Annotated in this window: 14 protein-coding genes and 1 other RNA gene; 10 read left to right on the top strand and 5 right to left on the bottom strand. The window is 53.7% G+C overall.

The features are described 5' to 3' along the window. Positions 1–3 precede the first annotated feature (3 nt). Complete coding sequence (gltB, locus tag EIP93_RS01775; RefSeq protein ID WP_103861642.1) at positions 4–4464, bottom strand: glutamate synthase large subunit; 4461 nt, start codon at positions 4462–4464, stop codon at positions 4–6. A gap of 651 nt (positions 4465–5115) precedes the next feature. On the opposite strand from gltB, the gene mnmL reads away from it, so the two are divergent. The 5 genes from mnmL to EIP93_RS01800 all read left to right on the top strand — a co-directional run bounded on the left by mnmL (position 5116) and on the right by EIP93_RS01800 (position 11790). Next, the gene (mnmL, locus tag EIP93_RS01780; protein ID WP_010296700.1) at positions 5116–6045 is read left to right on the top strand and encodes a tRNA modification radical SAM protein MnmL/YtqA; all 930 of its coding nucleotides are present in this window, start codon (positions 5116–5118) and stop codon (positions 6043–6045) included. A 119-nt stretch (positions 6046–6164) separates the two neighbouring features. Further along, the gene (arcB, locus tag EIP93_RS01785) at positions 6165–8534 is read left to right on the top strand and encodes an aerobic respiration two-component sensor histidine kinase ArcB (protein WP_125232178.1); all 2370 of its coding nucleotides are present in this window, start codon (positions 6165–6167) and stop codon (positions 8532–8534) included. A gap of 505 nt (positions 8535–9039) precedes the next feature. Beyond that, positions 9040–9693: an isoprenoid biosynthesis glyoxalase ElbB gene (elbB, locus tag EIP93_RS01790; RefSeq protein WP_103861639.1), complete on the top strand. Its 654-nt coding sequence runs from the start codon at positions 9040–9042 to the stop codon at positions 9691–9693. Continuing rightward, positions 9690–10424 carry a monofunctional biosynthetic peptidoglycan transglycosylase gene (mtgA, locus tag EIP93_RS01795; protein ID WP_107332186.1) on the top strand — a complete coding sequence of 245 codons (735 nt, stop codon included), beginning with the start codon at positions 9690–9692 and terminating at the stop codon, positions 10422–10424. Before elbB ends, mtgA begins: the two co-directional genes overlap by 4 nt. Before the next feature lie 70 nt (positions 10425–10494). Next, the gene (locus EIP93_RS01800; RefSeq protein WP_103861637.1) at positions 10495–11790 is read left to right on the top strand and encodes an alginate lyase family protein; all 1296 of its coding nucleotides are present in this window, start codon (positions 10495–10497) and stop codon (positions 11788–11790) included. Between the two features lie 124 nt (positions 11791–11914). Here EIP93_RS01800 and dolP read toward each other — a convergent pair whose 3' ends face one another. The 4 genes from dolP to EIP93_RS01820 all read right to left on the bottom strand — a co-directional run bounded on the left by dolP (position 11915) and on the right by EIP93_RS01820 (position 15649). Further along, positions 11915–12487: a division/outer membrane stress-associated lipid-binding lipoprotein gene (gene dolP, locus EIP93_RS01805; RefSeq protein WP_103861636.1), complete on the bottom strand. Its 573-nt coding sequence runs from the start codon at positions 12485–12487 to the stop codon at positions 11915–11917. A gap of 11 nt (positions 12488–12498) precedes the next feature. Further along, positions 12499–13089, bottom strand: a complete 591-nt coding sequence (diaA, locus tag EIP93_RS01810) for a DnaA initiator-associating protein DiaA (protein ID WP_005975525.1) — start codon at positions 13087–13089, stop codon at positions 12499–12501. Positions 13090–13277: 188 nt separating this feature from the next. Beyond that, a complete protein-coding gene (locus EIP93_RS01815) occupies positions 13278–13634 on the bottom strand; it encodes a YraN family protein (RefSeq protein ID WP_039279491.1) in 357 nt (118 codons plus the stop codon). Next, a complete protein-coding gene (locus EIP93_RS01820; RefSeq protein WP_125232179.1) occupies positions 13631–15649 on the bottom strand; it encodes a penicillin-binding protein activator in 2019 nt (672 codons plus the stop codon). Before EIP93_RS01820 ends, EIP93_RS01815 begins: the two co-directional genes overlap by 4 nt. A gap of 61 nt (positions 15650–15710) precedes the next feature. Here EIP93_RS01820 and rsmI point away from each other — a divergent pair, with 61 nt between their 5' ends. The 5 genes from rsmI to ygiD all read left to right on the top strand — a co-directional run bounded on the left by rsmI (position 15711) and on the right by ygiD (position 18659). Next, positions 15711–16598, top strand: a complete 888-nt coding sequence (rsmI, locus tag EIP93_RS01825; RefSeq protein ID WP_116586249.1) for a 16S rRNA (cytidine(1402)-2'-O)-methyltransferase — start codon at positions 15711–15713, stop codon at positions 16596–16598. Positions 16599–16623: 25 nt separating this feature from the next. Continuing rightward, positions 16624–17002, top strand: an RNA gene (gene rnpB / locus EIP93_RS01830) — RNase P RNA component class A. A 164-nt stretch (positions 17003–17166) separates the two neighbouring features. Beyond that, positions 17167–17421: a type II toxin-antitoxin system Phd/YefM family antitoxin gene (locus tag EIP93_RS01835; protein WP_039470361.1), complete on the top strand. Its 255-nt coding sequence runs from the start codon at positions 17167–17169 to the stop codon at positions 17419–17421. Next, on the top strand, positions 17411–17698 hold the full coding sequence (locus EIP93_RS01840) for a type II toxin-antitoxin system RelE family toxin (RefSeq protein ID WP_039493031.1): 288 nt from the start codon (positions 17411–17413) through the stop codon (positions 17696–17698). Before EIP93_RS01835 ends, EIP93_RS01840 begins: the two co-directional genes overlap by 11 nt. A 175-nt stretch (positions 17699–17873) precedes the next feature. After that, on the top strand, positions 17874–18659 hold the full coding sequence (gene ygiD, locus EIP93_RS01845; protein ID WP_119158995.1) for a 4,5-DOPA-extradiol-dioxygenase: 786 nt from the start codon (positions 17874–17876) through the stop codon (positions 18657–18659). The last annotated feature ends 26 nt before the right edge of the window (positions 18660–18685 follow it).

The following is an 18685-nucleotide window of genomic DNA, read 5'->3' on the forward strand; positions in this document are numbered from 1 at the left end:
CTCTTACTGCGCCTGAACCCGCAGCTCGGCTGCGGAACGACTACGGTGACCCAACAATGCCTTCACATCACTTGACTTCGGTTTCACCAGAGCAAATTTCGGTGCCCAGGTCGGCCAGTTAGCGAGGATCTCTTCTCCGCGGTGTGAACCGGTATTCTGCACGTGCTCGGTGATCAGGCCACGAAGATGTTCTTCATGAATAGCCAGTTCTTCGACATCCAGCACTTCCACCAGTTCCGGGTTAACGCGTTTGCGGAATTCACCGTCTTCATCCAGCACGTAGGCGAATCCACCGGTCATCCCTGCGCCAAAGTTCACGCCAGTGCGACCCAGCACGCAGACGATACCGCCCGTCATGTATTCACAGCCGTTATCGCCGATGCCTTCTACCACGGTGATACAGCCGGAGTTACGTACGGCGAAACGCTCACCAGCACGGCCTGCGGCAAACAGCTTACCGCCGGTAGCGCCGTAGAGGCAGGTGTTACCGATGATGCTGGCTTCGTGGCTGCGGAAGGCTGAACCCACCGGAGGACGTACGGAGATGCTGCCGCCCGCCATGCCTTTGCCCACGTAGTCGTTGGCATCGCCGGTTAATTTCAGCTCCAGTCCGCCTGCGTTCCAGACACCAAAGCTTTGTCCTGCGGTACCGGAGAAGTAAGCTCTAATCGGATCGCCAGCCAGCCCTTGATCGCCATGTTTCTCTGCAATTGCGCCAGACAGCGTCGCGCCGACGGAGCGATCGGTGTTGCGGATATCGAAGTAGAGCGCTTTGCCCTGTTTCGAATCAAGGTGCGGCTGTGCTTGTGCCAGCAGCTCTTTGTTCAGCAAGCCTTTATCGAACGACAGATTGCTTTCAGTGCAGTACAGCGCTTTGCCTGGTTGAGGCTGTGCCGCGTGCAGCAACGGTGACAGATCCAGCTTGTTCTGTTTCGCAGTGAAACCGTCCAGTTCGACCAGCAAGTCGGTACGACCAATCAGATCCACCAGACGGCTGACGCCCAGTTCTGCCATCAGCACGCGAGTTTCATGCGCGATGAAGTGGAAGTAGTTGGTTACACGTTCAGGCAGGCCGTGGTAGTGATCGCGGCGCAGCTTCTCATCCTGCGTTGCAACGCCCGTTGCACAGTTATTCAGGTGACAGATACGCAGGTATTTACAGCCCAGCGCAACCATCGGTCCGGTGCCGAAGCCGAAGCTTTCTGCACCCAGAATCGCCGCTTTGACGATATCCAGACCGGTTTTCAAGCCACCGTCCACCTGAAGGCGGATTTTGTGGCGCAGACCGTTGGATACCAGAGCCTGTTGCGTTTCAACCAGGCCCAGTTCCCACGGGCAACCTGCGTATTTCACGGAGGACAGCGGGCTGGCACCCGTACCACCGTCGTAACCGGCGATGGTGATCAAATCGGCGTACGCTTTGGCAACGCCCGTAGCGATAGTACCAACGCCCGGTTCGGACACCAGTTTTACCGAAATCATCGCTTTCGGGTTGACTTGTTTCAGATCGAAAATCAGCTGTGCCAGATCTTCGATAGAGTAAATGTCGTGGTGCGGCGGTGGTGAAATCAGCGTCACGCCAGGTACGGAATAACGCAGACGGGCAATGTACGGCGTGACTTTATCACCCGGTAACTGACCCCCTTCGCCCGGCTTCGCGCCCTGTGCCACTTTAATCTGAATCACATCGGCGTTAACCAGATAGGCTGGTGTCACACCAAAGCGACCAGAAGCAACCTGCTTGATACGGGACACTTTATTGGTGCCGTAACGCGCTGGATCTTCGCCGCCTTCACCGGAGTTGGAGAAACCGCCCAGTCCGTTCATCGCTTCAGCCAGCGATTCATGGGCTTCGGGGCTCAGTGCACCGATGGACATGGCTGCGGTATCGAAGCGTTTGAACATTTCAGAGGCCGGTTCAACGCTGTCGATCGCGATAGCCGCGCCTTCTTGCGGTTTCAGTGCCAGCAGGTCGCGTAAGGTCGCTGCTGGGCGCTCGTTAACCAGTTTGGCGTATTGCTCGTAATCGCTGTACTCACCGGATTTCACTGCGGTTTGCAGCGTGGTGACGACGTCCGGGTTGTAGGCATGGTATTCACCGCCGTGAACAAATTTCAGCAGGCCGCCCTGTTCCAGCGTTTTACGTTTCAGCCAGGCGCGCTTGGACAGGTTCAACAGATCCTGTTCGAAGTCGCTATAGTTTGCCCCGCCGATGCGGCTGACGACGCCCAGGAAGCATTGCGTCGACACGTCTTTGTGCAGGCCCACCGCTTCAAACAGCTTGGAACAGCGATAAGACGCAATCGTCGAGATGCCCATTTTGGACATAATCTTGTACAGGCCTTTGTTGATACCGTTACGGTAGTTCAGCATCACGGCACGATAAGGTTTGTCGATGGTGTGGTTATCCACCATCCGCGCCAGCGTTTCATAGGCGAGGTAAGGGTAGATAGCCGTGGCGCCAAAGCCTAACAGCACGGCAAAGTGGTGCGGATCGCGCGCACTGGCGGTTTCGACAATGATGTTGGCATCACAGCGCAGGCTCTTTTCTACCAGACGGCGCTGAACCGCGCCCACGGCCATCGGCGCAGGGACAGGCAAGCGTGATTCGCTAATGCCACGGTCAGACAGCACCAGCAGAACGGCACCGTCTCTGACTTTGCTTTCAGCTTCGTCACACAGTTTTTCGATGGTCTGTTGCAGCGTTTGCTGCGACGGATCAAACGTCAGATCCAGCGTGTCGGCGCGATAGTGCAGCTCATCCTGTGACGTCAGCTGTGTGAAGTCGGAGTAAAGCAGGATCGGCGATTTAAAGCTCAGACGGTGAGCCTGACCTTCGGCTTCACAGAAGACGTTCATTTCACGGCCAATGCTGGTCGCCAGTGACATCACATGTGCTTCGCGCAGCGGATCGATCGGCGGGTTGGTCACCTGCGCGAACTGCTGACGGAAGTAGTCATAAATGATGCGTGGACGGCTGGACAGCACGGCGAACGGCGTATCATCGCCCATCGAACCCGTGGCTTCCTGACCGTTTTCGCCCAGCACGCGGATGACCTGATCCAGCTCTTCGCTGCTGTAACCGTACTGTTTCTGGAAGGTCTCCAGCAGCTCATCGTCGAATTCACGGCTGCCAACCTGATCGTCTGGCAACTCTTCAAACGGTACCAGACGCTTAACGTTTTTCTCCATCCACTCTTTGTAAGGGTGGCGGCTTTTCAGATCGTCATCGGTTTCGGCGGAGTGCAGGATGCGGCCGCTGCGGGTGTCGATCACCATCAGCTCGCCTGGACCGACGCGGCCTTTCTCAACCACTTCGTCCGGCTGATAATCCCAGATACCAACTTCAGAGGCACAGGTGATCAGCTTGTCTTTGGTGATGACGTAGCGCGCAGGGCGCAGGCCGTTACGATCTAGGTTACAGGCAGCATAGCGCCCGTCGGACATCACGATACCGGCCGGGCCATCCCACGGCTCCATGTGCATGGAGTTAAAGTCGAAGAAGGCGCGCAGTTCAGGATCCATATCCGGGTTGTTCTGCCAGGCTGGCGGAACCAGCAGGCGCATGGCACGGATGATATCCATCCCGCCGCTCAGGAACAGTTCCAGCATGTTATCCAGCGAGCTGGAGTCAGAGCCGGTTTCGTTGACGAACGGCGCAGCATCCTGCAAATCTGGGATCAGCGGGGTTTTGAATTTGTAAGCACGCGCGCGAGCCCACTGGCGGTTACCCGCGATGGTGTTGATCTCGCCGTTGTGCGCCAGATAGCGGAAGGGCTGAGCCAGCGGCCAGCGTGGAACCGTGTTGGTTGAGAAGCGCTGGTGGAACAGGCAAATTGCCGACTCCAGACGCAGATCGGCCAGATCAAGGTAGAAGCGCGGCAGATCCGCTGGCATGCACAGACCTTTATAGATCGTGACCAGATTAGAGAAGCTACAAACGTAGAACTCTTTATCTTCAATACGCTTTTCGATACGGCGACGCGCCATGAACAGGCGACGTTCCATATCACGTTGACGCCAGCCAGCCGGGGCGTTAACGAAAATTTGCTCAATACGCGGCATGGACGACAGGGCAATTTCCCCCAGTACATCCGGGTTGGTTGGAACTTCACGCCAGCCTAGTACGGATAGCGTTTCGTTCTGCAACTCTTCTTCTACAATCCGACGCGTGGCGCGAGCCAGTTCTTCGTCTTGATTGAGAAACATCATGCCAACGGCGTAGTTTTTGGCTAAACGCCAGCCGTGCTCTTCCGCCACCAGACGAAAGAAACGATCGGGCTTCTGAAGTAATAAACCGCAGCCGTCGCCAGTCTTGCCGTCAGCAAGGATTGCGCCACGGTGCTGCATGCGTGCGAGTGCGTGAATAGCAGTACGCACTACTTTATGGCTCGGCTCACCTTCTATATGGGCGATTAATCCGAAACCACAGTTATCTCTCTCTTGGGATGCATCGTACAACATGTTAGTGAACCTCCCCAGGCTCTGTGTGACTCTCACAACCTACTGCGAGAAAGCACCGTGGCGTTGAGCGGCTAGTATTACGCTCTCTTCTTCGGCCTCTCGTGACGGTCTCACAAGTGGTAAATGACTTGTTTTTAGAGGGAGTCTTCATTTACTGCATAAATATGACGAGTTGTGTGCCCGTCAGGAAAGCTTCCAGCGGATCCCCAAATTAGCGAGAAAGCCTGTTCAGGTCAAATACCAGTGTAAAATGTGCTGATAAGCGATAATTTTTAATTATACCTATGAAAGATAATGATTTTTTTAGAAAAACTATCTCGGTAAATGAATATGGGGTTTAATTGAAGTGTGAGCTGTATCACTATACAAAAGCGTGAGAACCCTTCTCCGTGCTATGTTCTTTCTGCGTCACAGCATATTGTGCTGTATATGGCTACTTTTAGATTTTATGAAACTATTTTTAAGTGTTGCTTCATCTTTTCATTAAGCGAGCATACGGGATAAGAAAAATTAATTAGCACCGACGTGAGTTTATTTTCACTAAAAGCGAATAAAAATTCATTTCATTGGGATGTGTGTGATTGATCGCGGTCATCGCGAAGGGAGCGAGAGAAAGGTAGTCTGCTGTTCCTCAAGGGAGCAGGTTAGAATATGCAATTGCAAAAATTAATCAATATGTTTGGCGGAAATCTTCAACGTCGCTATGGCGAGAAGGTTCACAAGCTGACGCTGCACGGCGGATTTAATTGCCCAAACCGTGACGGGACGCTGGGGCGAGGCGGCTGCACGTTCTGCAATGTGGCCTCGTTTGCCGATGAGCAGATGCAGCAACGCAGCATTGCACAGCAGTTGGAAGCGCAGGCGGGAAAGGTGAACCGAGCCAAACGCTATCTGGCGTATTTTCAGGCGTATACCAGCACCTATGCCGAGGTTCAGGTGCTGGAAAGCATGTATCAGGAAGCGCTGAAGCAGGCCGAAATGGTGGGGCTTTGTGTGGGCACTCGCCCCGACTGCGTGCCCGATGCGGTGCTGGATTTGCTGTCCCGCTATCATGAACAGGGTTACGAGGTCTGGCTGGAATTGGGGCTGCAAAGCGCATGTGACAAAACGCTGCACCGGATTAATCGCGGCCATGACTTCGCCTGCTATCAGGAAACCACCCGCCGTGCGCGTGAACGCGGGCTGAAAGTGTGTAGCCATCTGATTGTGGGTTTACCAGGAGAAGACGCACAGCGCTGTTTATCGACGCTGGAGCAGGTTATCGAGACCGGCGTGGAAGGCATCAAGCTTCATCCTCTCCATATCGTCGAAGGCAGCACGATGGCGAAGGCCTGGCGAGCCGGAAGGCTGCCCGAGCTGGCGCTGGATCGCTACGTGGAGACGGCGGGAGAGATGATTCGCCATACGCCGCCGGATGTGATTTATCACCGCATTTCCGCCAGCGCCCGCCGTCCGACCCTGCTGGCCCCGCTCTGGTGTGAAAACCGCTGGACGGGCATGGTCGAGTTGGATCGCTATCTGCAAACACATGGCGTACAGGGTTCCGCGCTCGGCACACCCTACCGCTACGCTAGTATGTAATGCGTCAAAAGACACGAGCAGTAGAGGCTGATATTTCGTGTTGTGAATCTACGGGGTAGCGCCGTATAAGCCGTTATTTTACGTTATGATGCGCGGGTTGGTGACTAAGGGAAATCGCTATGAAGCAAATTCGTCTGTTAGCTCAGTACTATGTTGATTTGATGGTAAAACTGGGGCTTGTCCGTTTTTCACTGCTGCTGGCCTCGGTATTGGTGCTGCTGGCGATGGTGGTGCAAATGGCGGTCACCCTGTTGCTCAGTGGGGAAGTCGAAAACATCGACGTCGTCCGCTCCATTTTCTTCGGGCTGTTGATTACGCCCTGGGCCGTTTATTTTCTCTCCGTGGTGGTGGAACAGCTTGAAGAGTCGCGCCAGCGGCTGTCGAAGCTGGTAGCGAAGCTGGAAGAAATGCGCCACCGGGATCTGGAGCTGAATGCGCAGCTTCAGGAGAATATCGCGCAGCTCAATCAGGAAATCGCCGACCGTATCAAAGCGGAAGACGCGCGTGTGCTGGTGATGAGCCGACTCAAAGAAGAAATGTCCCGCCGCGAACAGGCGCAGATTGAGCTGGAGCAACAGTCGGCGCTGCTGCGCTCGTTCCTCGATGCCTCGCCGGATTTGGTTTACTACCGTAACGAAGAGAAAGAATTCTCCGGCTGCAACCGTGCGATGGAACTGCTGGTGGGCAAAAGCCAGAAGCAGCTCATTGGCCTGACGCCGCAAGATGTTTACGCCCCCGATATTGCCGAGAAAGTGATGGAGACGGACGAAAAAGTGTTCCGCCACAACGTTTCTCTGACCTATGAACAATGGCTGGTTTATCCCGATGGCCGTAAAGCCTGTTTTGAGCTGCGCAAGGTGCCGTTTTATGACCGAATGGGCAAACGTCACGGGCTGATGGGATTTGGACGCGATATAACGGAGCGTAAGCGTTACCAGGACGCGTTAGAGAACGCCAGTAGGGAGAAGACCACTTTTATCTCAACTATCAGCCACGAGCTTCGTACGCCGCTTAATGGCATTGTCGGGTTAAGTCGTATCCTGCTGGATACGCAACTTGACCCTGAACAGCAAAAATACCTGAAAACCATCCACGTCAGCGCGATTACGCTGGGCAATATCTTTAACGACGTAATCGAGATGGACAAGCAGGAGCGCCGCAAGGTGCAACTGGATAACCAACCGATCGATTTCACCGGTTTCCTGGTGGATCTGGAAAACCTCGGCGGCCTGCTGGCGGAGCCGAAAGGCCTGAAGCTGATTATGGACCAGCATCAGCCTCTGCCGCAGAAAGTCATGACTGACGGAACGCGCCTGCGGCAGATTCTGTGGAACCTGCTCAGTAATGCGGTGAAATTCACGCCGAAGGGTGAGAACGGCAAAAAAAGCGAAATTGTGGTGCGCGTCTGGCATGAAAAGGGCGATCGCCTGCGCTTTGAGGTGGAAGATTCCGGGATGGGGATTCCGGCGGATGAGTTGGAAAAAATCTTCGCTATGTATTATCAGGTCAAAGACCAGCACGGCGGGAAGCCTGCAACGGGCACGGGAATCGGTCTGGCGGTGTCGAAGCGTCTGGCACAGAACATGGGGGGCGATATCCAGGTTTCCAGCACGCAAGGCAAGGGTTCCTGCTTTACCCTGACGGTCATTGCACCGAGCGTCGATGAAGCGGGAAGCGGTCTGGAAGACGACGATGATTTGCCGCTACCGGCACTGCACGTTCTGCTGGTGGAGGATATCGAACTGAACGTGGTGGTCGCGCGTTCGGTGTTGGAAAAACTGGGGAACAGTGTGGATGTCGCGATGACCGGGCAGAAAGCGCTGGACATGTTCGATCCCGATGAGTTCGATCTGGTACTGCTCGATATCCAACTGCCGGATATGACTGGGCTGGACGTGGCGCGTCAGCTGCGTTCACGCTATGGCAAACGTAGCATGCCGCCGCTGGTGGCGCTGACGGCGAACGTACTGAAAGATAAACGTGAATATCTGGATGCGGGTATGGATGACGTGCTCAGCAAGCCGCTGTCGGTGCCAGCGCTGACGGCCGTCATCAAACAATTCTGGGATACTCATACGGTGTGGACGGAAGAACCAGTGATTGAGGAAGGTGATGAAATGGCAAACGCAGAAGAAGATTTGCTGGATATCCCGATGCTGGAACAGTATCTGGATTTGGTGGGGCCGAAATTGATTCACCAGAGTCTGGAGATGTTTGAACAGATGATGCCGGGCTATCTGGCGATTCTGGATTCCAACATGACGGCGCGCGATGAGAAAGGTATTACGGAAGAAGGTCACAAAATCAAAGGGGCGGCGGGTTCCGTTGGGCTGCGACATCTGCAGCAAGTTGCCCAGCAGATTCAGACCTCATCGCTACCGGCATGGTGGGATAACGTGCAGGAATGGGTTGATGAGCTTAAGCACGACTGGCGCCATGACGTTCAGGTACTGCGTGATTGGGTAGCAAAAGCAGAAAAAGAATCCTGATACGGTCTGTTGCGGCCACAGGGACGTGGCGAGCAAAACGGTTAGAAAATTTTTTTCGTCTCACGCGATATCATGCAAAAAATGCAAAACGGCGTCAGATTGAGAGGTGGTTACGATTGAAGAGAGTTGGGGGATACGAGGACTTTGCACGTTTTCATACGGTAGAAAAAAATGACCCCGGCCGAAGCCGGGGTGCGCGAATTATGCGCCAACACCAGGGAAAACATGCACCTGCATTTAGATCTCAGGGTTTGTAAACTCGCAAGTGCGGATATTCGTGTCTTAACTATGTTCCTACTAGAACTGCTCTACCATAACGGTAAACGTTCTTAACGACTACAACTTACAACAGCGATTAAAACCTAGCTACTGTACATCTTCATCAAGCAACAAAATAGCAAATGTAGAAATCTTTGTTACAAGAATCATTAAAATGTGTGATGTAGATTAGTGTTTGTCAATTAAAAAATCAATTAGTTGATGTAATGAAATGAAGGAAAAGATGATGAAACGAGTCGGCATTGTCCTTAGTGGCTGTGGTGTTTATGACGGTTCCGAGATTCATGAAGCCGTGTTGACGTTACTTGCGCTGGATCGCGCGGGCGCACAAGCGGTTTGCTTTGCGCCAGATAAGCCACAATTACAGGTGGTTAATCACCTGACGGGTGACGTAACTGGTGAGAATCGCAACGTTTTAGCAGAATCAGCACGGATCGCCAGAGGAAAAATCCAGCCGCTTTCCACCGCGAATGCACAAGACTTAGATGCACTGATTGTACCGGGTGGTTTTGGCGCTGCGAAAAATTTAAGTGACTTCGCAACGCAAGGAACGGCGTGTCAGATTGATGAAACGCTGCAATTGCTCACACAGGAAATTTATAAGCAAAATAAACCAATTGGTTTTATTTGCATCTCACCTGCACTGCTGCCGACGATTTTGGGTGTACCTGTTCGCGTAACCATTGGTAACGATATTGATACCGCTGAGGCTGTCGAAGAAATGGGCGGAATCCACGTGGTTTGTCCGGTCGATGATATCGTGGTTGATGAGGAGCATAAAATCGTGACGACACCCGCCTATATGCTGGCTAACTCCATCAGCGAAGCGGCGCAAGGCATTGATAAGCTCGTTGCTCGCGTATTGGATCTCACCGAATGAGGTGGAGCCGAGGGCGTGGAGGCTTATTCACGTGGCTGAAGCGCCTGATTGTTCGGAGTCTGTTGGTTGTCATCGGTGCATGGCTGGCTGGCATCCTGTTGTTTTCCTTCCTGCCCGTGCCGTTCTCCGCAGTGATGGTCGACAGGCAGATCAGCGCATGGTTGAAGGGCGAATTCTCCTACGTTGCCCATTCGGACTGGGTTGCAATGGAGGCGATCGCACCGGAAATGGCGCTAGCGGTGATGGCGGCGGAAGATCAAAAATTCCCCCAGCACTGGGGCTTCGATCTTGATGCGATTGGCCAGGCACTGAAGCACAACGAGCGCAATACGCAGCGGATTCGAGGTGCCTCTACGCTGTCGCAGCAGATGGTGAAAAATCTGTTTCTGTGGGATGGACGTAGCTGGGTGCGCAAGGGGCTTGAGGCGGGTATTACCACCGGGGTTGAGCTGGTCTGGACGAAACGGCGGATTCTGACCGTGTATCTGAATATCGCCGAATTTGGCCCCGGGATTTTTGGTGTGGAAGCGGCTGCCAGACGTTATTTCAACAAGCCTGCCAGCAGGCTGACAGCAAGTGAATCAGCCCTACTGGCGGCGGTGCTGCCAAACCCCATTCGCTTTCGTGCAAACGCGCCCTCCGGCTATGTTATTCAACGTCAGCAGTGGATTTTACGCCAGATGAGGCAGATGGGCGGCGACGCATTTTTGCGAGATAACAATCTGAATTAATAAATTTTGTTCGTTAGTATACCGAGAAATTTTTGCGTTAACGGTCGTGTTTTCGACATCAGGAGAAAGTATGCGGTTACGTTATTGGTCAGGTTTACTGGTTGCATTGTGTTGTGTGGCTTCTGTTGCCCGTGCGGACGCGGAGTCTAAAGCGTCATCCCCCGATAATCCCTACGCCTTCTTGCAGCAGTCTCAGCTATCCTCGGTGAAACAGCAGCTACAGCAGAAAACGGAAAAGCCGCAAACGCGAATGGCGTACGAGCAGCTTATTTCGGAAGCCGATCGCGCACTGAAAATGGGTAACCCTAGCGTGATGGAAAAGAAATCCACGCCACCCAGTGGTTCAAAGCATGATTATTTGAGCCTCAGCGCCTACTGGTGGCCCGATTCCGACAAAGCTGATGGTTTGCCTTGGATTCGTCGTGATGGGCAGGTAAACCCTGCCAGCAAGGATGAGGAGACCGATGGGGTTAGGCTGGCAAAATTCACCGCTCAAACGCAGGCGTTGACGCTGGCGTGGTACTTCTCTGGCAAACAGGCTTATGCCGATAAGGCTATGTCGATGATCCGTAACTGGTTTATTGACCCCGCTACGCGCATGAACCCTAATCTCGACTTTGCGCAGGGCGTGCCGGGCATCGCGCCGGGCAGAGGCTCGGGCGTGCTGGACGGGCGCTATTTTTCCACCCGCATCGTCGACTCGCTGATTATGCTGCGTCACGCTCCGGGCTGGACGGCGCAGGATGAACAGCAGATGCAGACATGGATGAGCGATTATCTGCACTGGCTACAAACCAGCAAATTGGGGAAAAAAGAGGCAACGGCCCAGAACAACCACGGTAGCTGGTATACCGTACAGGTTGCGGGGATCGCCTGGTATCTGGGGAAAATCGACGTGGTGAAATCCATGGCGCAATTGCAGCGAGAGAAATTGGATCACCAACTGCAACCAGACGGTGCCCAGCCTGAAGAGCTGGCGCGTACCCGTTCTTTCCATTACAGCTACTTCAACCTTCAGGCGATAACAGATATGGCGATGCTGGCTTCTCGGGTCGGGGAGAATATCTGGCAGTACCAAACGCCAACGGGAAGCAGTGTGATAAAGGCGCTGGATTTTATGGCACCTTATCTGGATGAAAATAAAGCGTGGCCGCGCAAAACGATGGACAGGCAAAGCAGCCGTCTTATCCCGCTGCTATTGCAGGCAGAGCGTGGTTTGAAAACGCCGCGTTACCAAGCGCAAATCAGGCAGACGGGTTTTGCGGAATTGCTCACCGGTGAGGCTGGCGCGCGTGATAAAGAACCGAGCCACATCAGCGTTGAAACCCGCCGTGCACTCTGGTTGCTTAACCCCGCTATGCCATAGTTTTCTTGGGCCCCGATCTCATCGGGCAAAGATACGTGTCCCTGAACTGGGATAAAAAGCGCAGAGATAAAAAAACCGCTGATGGAGTCATCAGCGGTTTTTGTTTTTTAAAGAAAAAATCGCGTTATTGCAGGTAGGTGAAGGCCGTCGTGACGTGTTTCACGCTGCCAACTTTACTGGCGATTTCTGCGGCGGAGGTGCCTTCACGCTGTGTCACCAGACCTAACAGGAAGACTTCACCGTTTTCCGTTGTGACTTTCACGTTAGAGGATTTAACCGTGTCGCTCGCCAGGATCTGTGAGCGCACTTTGGTGGTGATCCAGGTATCCATGGAGGCGGTTCCCATTGAAACCGGCGTACCTTGGCGGATCTCGTTGTAGACTTCGGCTGCCCCGTCCACGCCGAGGGCGATTTGCTTAGCCCGGCTTGCCATCTCTGTGCTTGGAGCCTGCCCCGTTAACAGTACTTTCCCCTGATAAGCCGTTGCAATGATACGGGCCTCTTTTTTCAGCTGCTCGTCTTTGCTGATTGCATTCGTCACGCGGACTTCCAGTGTGCCATCATCAACCTGCGTGCCTACGGTACGCGGGTCAGTGGCTGTTTTGGTTGCCACAGCACTGCCAACAGCAACAACCCCGACACAGCCTTGTAGCAGCAGGGCGATAGACAGCACGGCAAATGCAGAACTTATCCTCATGTAGTGCTCCTTCAATCGTTCTGGTGTGGAAAAAGTGTGTTATCAATTAAATCGCACAGGCAATTTACTGTCAGCATGTGCATTTCCTGAATACGAGCGCTGCGGTGTGACGGGATGCGAATCTCCACATCCTGCGGCCCGAGCAGCCCAGCCAGTTCTCCACCATCGTAGCCGGTCAGGGCGACAATCGTCATGTCGCGGGTAACGGCAGACTCTACGGCTTTAACAATATCGCGACTGTTGCCACGGGTTGAAATTGCCAGTAGTACGTCGCCAGCCTGACCTAACGCTCTGACTTGTTTGGCATAGACCTCTTCATGCAAACGGTCATTGGCTATCGCAGTTAAGACCACATTATCCGCATTAAGTGCGATAGCCGGTAAGCTTGGGCGCTCTGCTTCAAAGCGGTTAATCATGCTGGCGGCAAAATGCTGCGAATTGGCTGCCGATGTTCCGTTACCACAGCACAGAATTTTGTTGCCGTTTAGCAGAGACTGCACCATCGCAATTGCGCCACGGGAAATGGCGTCAGGCAAGGCTTCTGCCGCTGCAATCTGCGTTTGAATACTCTCGGTAAAACAAACTTTTATTCTATCCAGCACGTTGAATTAACCTACGTAAATTGAAGTCCATCAAGGATAAGATATCCCCGAGTGGTATACCCGTCATACTTCGAGTTGCATGTGCGTTGGCTACGTTTAGTCACCCGAATCACTTACCTGAGTAAGCTCATCGGGATTCCTTCTCTTGCCGCCTGCCTGAAACTCGAATTATTTAGGGTATAAAAATGTTAGCCCTGTGCGGCAAAGGCGTTAGGGAGCCAGTCGAACTGTTCGCCTGTAATTGCCAGCACGTCAAAACGGCAATCCACCGTGTCAAAGCTGGCACCTCGTTGCGCCAACCACACGGCAGCGGCGTGCAATAACCGCTGCTGTTTGCGTCGGGTGACGCTGGCTGCGGCATCACCAAAATGGGCGTTGCGTCGATAGCGAACCTCGACAAATACCCAAATATGGCGATCTCGCATGATCAAATCCAGTTCACCGCCGCGTAGCGTAACATTCGCCGCGGTGAAGGTCAGGCCCGCGCGTTCAAGATAACGCCGGGCCTGTTGTTCGTAAACTGCACCAGCCGCTCGCTGATTCAGAGAACGGGGACCAGTTGGCCCTGACGATATTGCTGCCAGGTTAGCTGCCGGTTGATGGTGCAATCTGGTCCTGAACTCAGCATTCCTGTCGCCCCAGGAATCTGGTGACCCGGAATCTGGCGCATTTCACCAAAGTGGCTGGCGAGCGTCCAGGCATCCATCCCCATCGCATACAGGCGGACTAACGAGTAATCGTTTTTAAACTGGCTGCTGACCTGCTGCATCAGCGCTGGGTTAGCGCCGGCTAACAGTGGGATATCGCTGAACTGCAACCCTTCCATTTCGAGGCGGAAGTCTGGCCCTAATCCAGCCTGGAAGCTACGTGAGCTTGCATAGAGCGCAGGGCGAGCGCGTGATGTGGTGCGCATGTCGATCATTGGCTTAATCAGCGCCAGCTCATCTGGCGTTGCGATGATATAGACCGCATCAATGTTGCCACTGACGGACGAAGTGGACGTCGGTTGAACCTGAGAAGGAATGGTTAAGCCACCGATGGTGGTGCCCGGTTGTGCCTGCTGCTGTGACACGTTAACAGGCTGACCGCTCAGGCTTAAGCCCGCGCCGCTATTGATGGCCTGTTTTAACTCCGCCGTGTTGCCAAAGCGCTGTTGCAGTGAGCTGGTGCCGCTTTGCTGGTTCCAGGCCTGAGCGAAGGCGTTAATGATACGGTCGCCCAGTGCACCACGAGGGGCTAAGACCAGCGGCTGTTGTTTACCCTGCTGATGGATAAATTTTGCTGCGTCTCGGGCTTCATCTTCTGGAGAGAGGGCGAAATAGCAGATGTTAGGGCTATTTTCGACGTGTTCCGGCTGGTTCAACGCCAAAATATTCAGCGGTGACTGGCTGTTCGCCAACTGATCCACTTCATTTTTCAGCAGCGGACCGATGACCAGCGATGCGCCATCCTGCTGGGCCTGTGTGAGAATATTCGCCAGCGGTTGTGAAGACGTGTCATACACTTTGACCGGGAGCGAACTGGACAGCCCTGCGCTGGTCGCCTGTGCTTCCGGTGCAGGCGTTGGGGAGGTTACCGCCTGATCGCTGTACGGTGCGGGCGATTGGGCACTCTGACCCTCTGGCGATGGGGTGGCCTGTTCGGTTTGCGTGGCATCCGCTGAAGGTGCTACAGGGGCAGAGACGGCTACAGTGGCTATCTGACCGTTCTTTGCCGCGTTAAAGCCTTGCTGGATAGCATTCGCGAAAACCTGCGCCTGACCATTGAGTGGCAACAGCAATGCGATGCTGTTCACCGATGACTGCTGGTAGTTAATGACTTGATTCAACTGCGTAGGCAGCGTTTTTGCAGCAGGATGGTGCGGATAGCGGGTTTGCCAATCCTGAATCGCGCTCTTTAACTGATCGGGAGAAGTCCGGTTATCCTGATAGTTATTAAGCAGATCGACCCAGCCTTGCAGCACATTTTCATTCGCATTAATCAGCAGCGAGCTCGACTCCTGTGGTGACATTTGCGTCAATGCCAGCCAGGTCTGATCGAGGTTCATCTGATGCTCGTCGCCTTTCAGCAGCGGCTCTTGAGCAATATAGGCCCGAAGCAGCTCAATGGAAGGACGACCTTGTGCTGTTTTGATTTGCGTCTGGTAGTAACGTTGCTTCTGCTGATCGGAAAGCGCGCCCACATCAAGCTGGCTCAGCGCCGCTTTGGCCGCATCCATATTGTTTTGGGCGACGGACAGTTCCGCACTGAGTAACTGCTGTTCTTGCTTTTGCGCTGCGCTCAATTTTTCTGGCAGCGCAGTGAACTGCTGGCTTGCCTGAGGGGCTTTCCCTTCTTGTAGCAGGGAACGAATAGCAAGTAATTGCCAGTCAGCCTTGTTATTATCGCTACTTTGCTGCATCTGCTGCAGATAATAATCGGATGATGCGTCAGCTTTGCCCTGAACCTCGGGTGGCGGGCTCTGCGGTGCATGGCTTGGACAGCCTGCGAGAAACAGTGCCGCTAACAAAACAGGGATAACACGCCTTGCCTGGGTACGGACGAAATGAAAGGGAAGCATACTGTATCCAGTGATTTTTTTTAAAGATGCTCAATATTAAATCGGCAACCCGGATGAAACAATGAATCAAGACCAACAAGCAGACATTTCTGCATCTACCCTCTACATTGTCCCCACGCCAATCGGCAATCTGGGTGACATCACGCAGCGTGCGCTGGCGGTATTGGCGAGCGTTGATCTGATCGCCGCAGAGGATACCCGCCATACCGGTCTGCTGTTACAACATTTTGCGATTAATGCGCGACTGTTCGCATTACACGATCATAACGAACAACAAAAAGCGGATGTGTTGCTGGCTAAATTGCAGTCAGGACAAAGCATCGCGCTGGTTTCTGATGCGGGCACGCCGCTGATTAACGACCCCGGCTACCATTTGGTTCGACGCTGCCGCGAAGCGGGCGTTCGCGTGGTGCCGCTGCCGGGGGCGTGCGCAGCGATCACGGCGCTCTCCGCGTCCGGTTTGGCGTCTGACCGTTTTTGCTATGAAGGTTTTCTGCCTGCCAAAACCAAAGGACGCAAAGATAAGCTGCGTGAGCTAGGGGAAGAAACCCGCACGCTGATTTTCTACGAATCCACACATCGTCTTTTGGACAGCCTTCAGGATATCAGCGAAGTGCTGGGAGCCGAGCGCTACGTGGTGTTAGCGCGCGAAATCACCAAAACCTGGGAATCTATCCACGGCGCGCCCGTGGGCGAACTGCTGGCTTGGGTGAAAGAAGATGAGAACCGCCGCAAAGGGGAAATGGTGCTGATTGTGGAAGGGCATCAGGTTGATGACAGCGCGCTGTCGGCAGAAGCGTTGCGCACGCTGGCGCTATTGCGTGCTGAGCTGCCGCTGAAGAAAGCGGCTGCGCTGGCGGCTGAAATTCACGGTGTGAAGAAAAACGCGCTTTACCGCTACGGGCTGGAGCAGGAAGGCGATAGTGGTGAATCGGGGGATGACAAGTAGGGCAATTTACCCTATTATCCGCGCCGGAGTTGACCAGACAGTCGCCGCTTCACTGCCGTCCCTTTCGGGGGAGACAGGTGGAGGGGAGGAAAGTCCGGGCTCCATAGGGCAGGGTGCCAGGTAACGCCTGGGAGGCGCAAGCCTACGACTAGTGCAACAGAGAGCAAACCGCCGATGGCCCACGCAAGTGGGATCAGGTAAGGGTGAAAGGGTGCGGTAAGAGCGCACCGCGCGACTGGCAACAGTTCGTGGCACGGTAAACTCCACCCGGAGCAAGGCCAAATAGGGGTTCACATGGTACGGCCCGTACTGAACCCGGGTAGGCTGCTTGAGCCAGTGAGTGATTGCTGGCCTAGATGAATGACTGTCCACGACAGAACCCGGCTTAACGGTCAACTCCCTTCATCATAAAACCCCGCTTCGGCGGGGTTTTGCTTTTTATGAAAGAAAGCGGCTTAACGGTCAGTGTAAAACGATGCTTAGGAAATACTATAATGAGTGCTTTTAAAAGTGCTATTATTAGTATGTTTAAGTCACCTTTGACTAACCGAATTGAGTGAATGAAATTATGGCTTTCAACATCCTGACTAACACAGCCGCCAGTATTACTGAGTTGAAACGTGACCCGATGGGGACGGTACGGGCTGCTGAAGGTGAAACTATCGCTATACTGAACCGGAATGAGCCGGCGTTCTACTGTGTGCCTCCTGCCGTATTCGCTTATTTAATGGAACTGGCTGAAGATGCCGAACTGGGGCGTACCGTTGATGACCGGATGTCAGAACTAGCTGACGCGGAAGAGATTTCGCCCGATGACCTATAAGTTAAAATTTGTGCCTTCTGCATTGAAGGAATGGAAAAAATTAGGGCACCCTGTCCGGGAGCAGTTCAAGAAAAAGCTGGTTGAGCGTTTGGAAAATCCTCGTGTTCCTTCAGCCCAACTTCATGGCCGTAAAGACCAGTATAAAATTAAACTGAAGTCCGCTGGCTACAGGCTGGTGTATTTGGTCCAGGATGAGACCATTACTGTGATGGTTATGGGCGTTGGAAAGCGCGAAGGTAGCCAGATTTATTCTGATACTAAAGGTCGCTCTGCTTAATCTGGTCTTTTGCGAGTCCTATCCCTGTCGGTGGTTTTTCTTGCCGCATTATACCTTTCAAATTAATTGATGTTCTCCATCACATAACTCTGACTTTTTCTGTGTCATAAAACGCGTAAAGTAAGGCCATCGCGTGTGACTGCACGCTCGCTGACATCTTTCAGAGGATATGACTATGAACAACACTTCCCGGATGCCTGCACTGTTCCTCGGCCACGGTAGCCCGATGAACGTGTTGGAAAGCAATGTGTATACTCAGGCATGGCAAACGCTGGGTGAGACGCTGCCGCGTCCGAAGGCGATTATCGCGGTTTCCGCCCACTGGTATACCCGTGGTACGGCTGTGACGGCAATGGAAAATCCACGCACCATCCATGACTTTGGCGGTTTCCCGCAGGCGCTGTTTGATACCCAGTATCCGGCACCCGGTTCGCCTGAGTTGGCGGCGAGAATCCAGCAGGTGTTGGCGCCGTATCCCGTTACCGCCGATCAAAGCCAATGGGGTTTGGATCACGGCTCTTGGGGCGTGCTGATCAAGATGTATCCCGATGCGGATATTCCCGTTGTGCAACTGAGTGTGGACGGTACACAGCCTGCTGCATATCACTACGAATTAGGGCGCAAGCTGGCGGCACTGCGTGATGAAGGCTTCATGATTGTGGCCAGTGGCAACGTCGTGCATAACCTGCGGATGGTGAAGTGGGATGGTGACGCAGAGCCGTATCCGTGGGCCATCTCATTCAATCAATTTGTGCGTGATAACCTGACTTATCAGGGAGGCGACCATCCGTTGGTTAATTTTATGCAGCATGATGGTGCCGCATTATCCAACCCGACGCCCGATCACTATTTCCCGCTGCTCTATGTACTGGGAAGCTGGGACGGCAAAGAAGCAATCAGCATTCCGGTCGATGGGCTTGAAATGGGATCGCTGAGTATGCTGTCGGTGCAGGTGGGGTAATTCGCTTTTTGCGGTAGAAATGAGAA

Origin of the sequence: Pectobacterium versatile, assembly GCF_003932035.1 — a bacterium.
Taxonomy (GTDB): Bacteria; Pseudomonadota; Gammaproteobacteria; order Enterobacterales; family Enterobacteriaceae; genus Pectobacterium; species Pectobacterium versatile.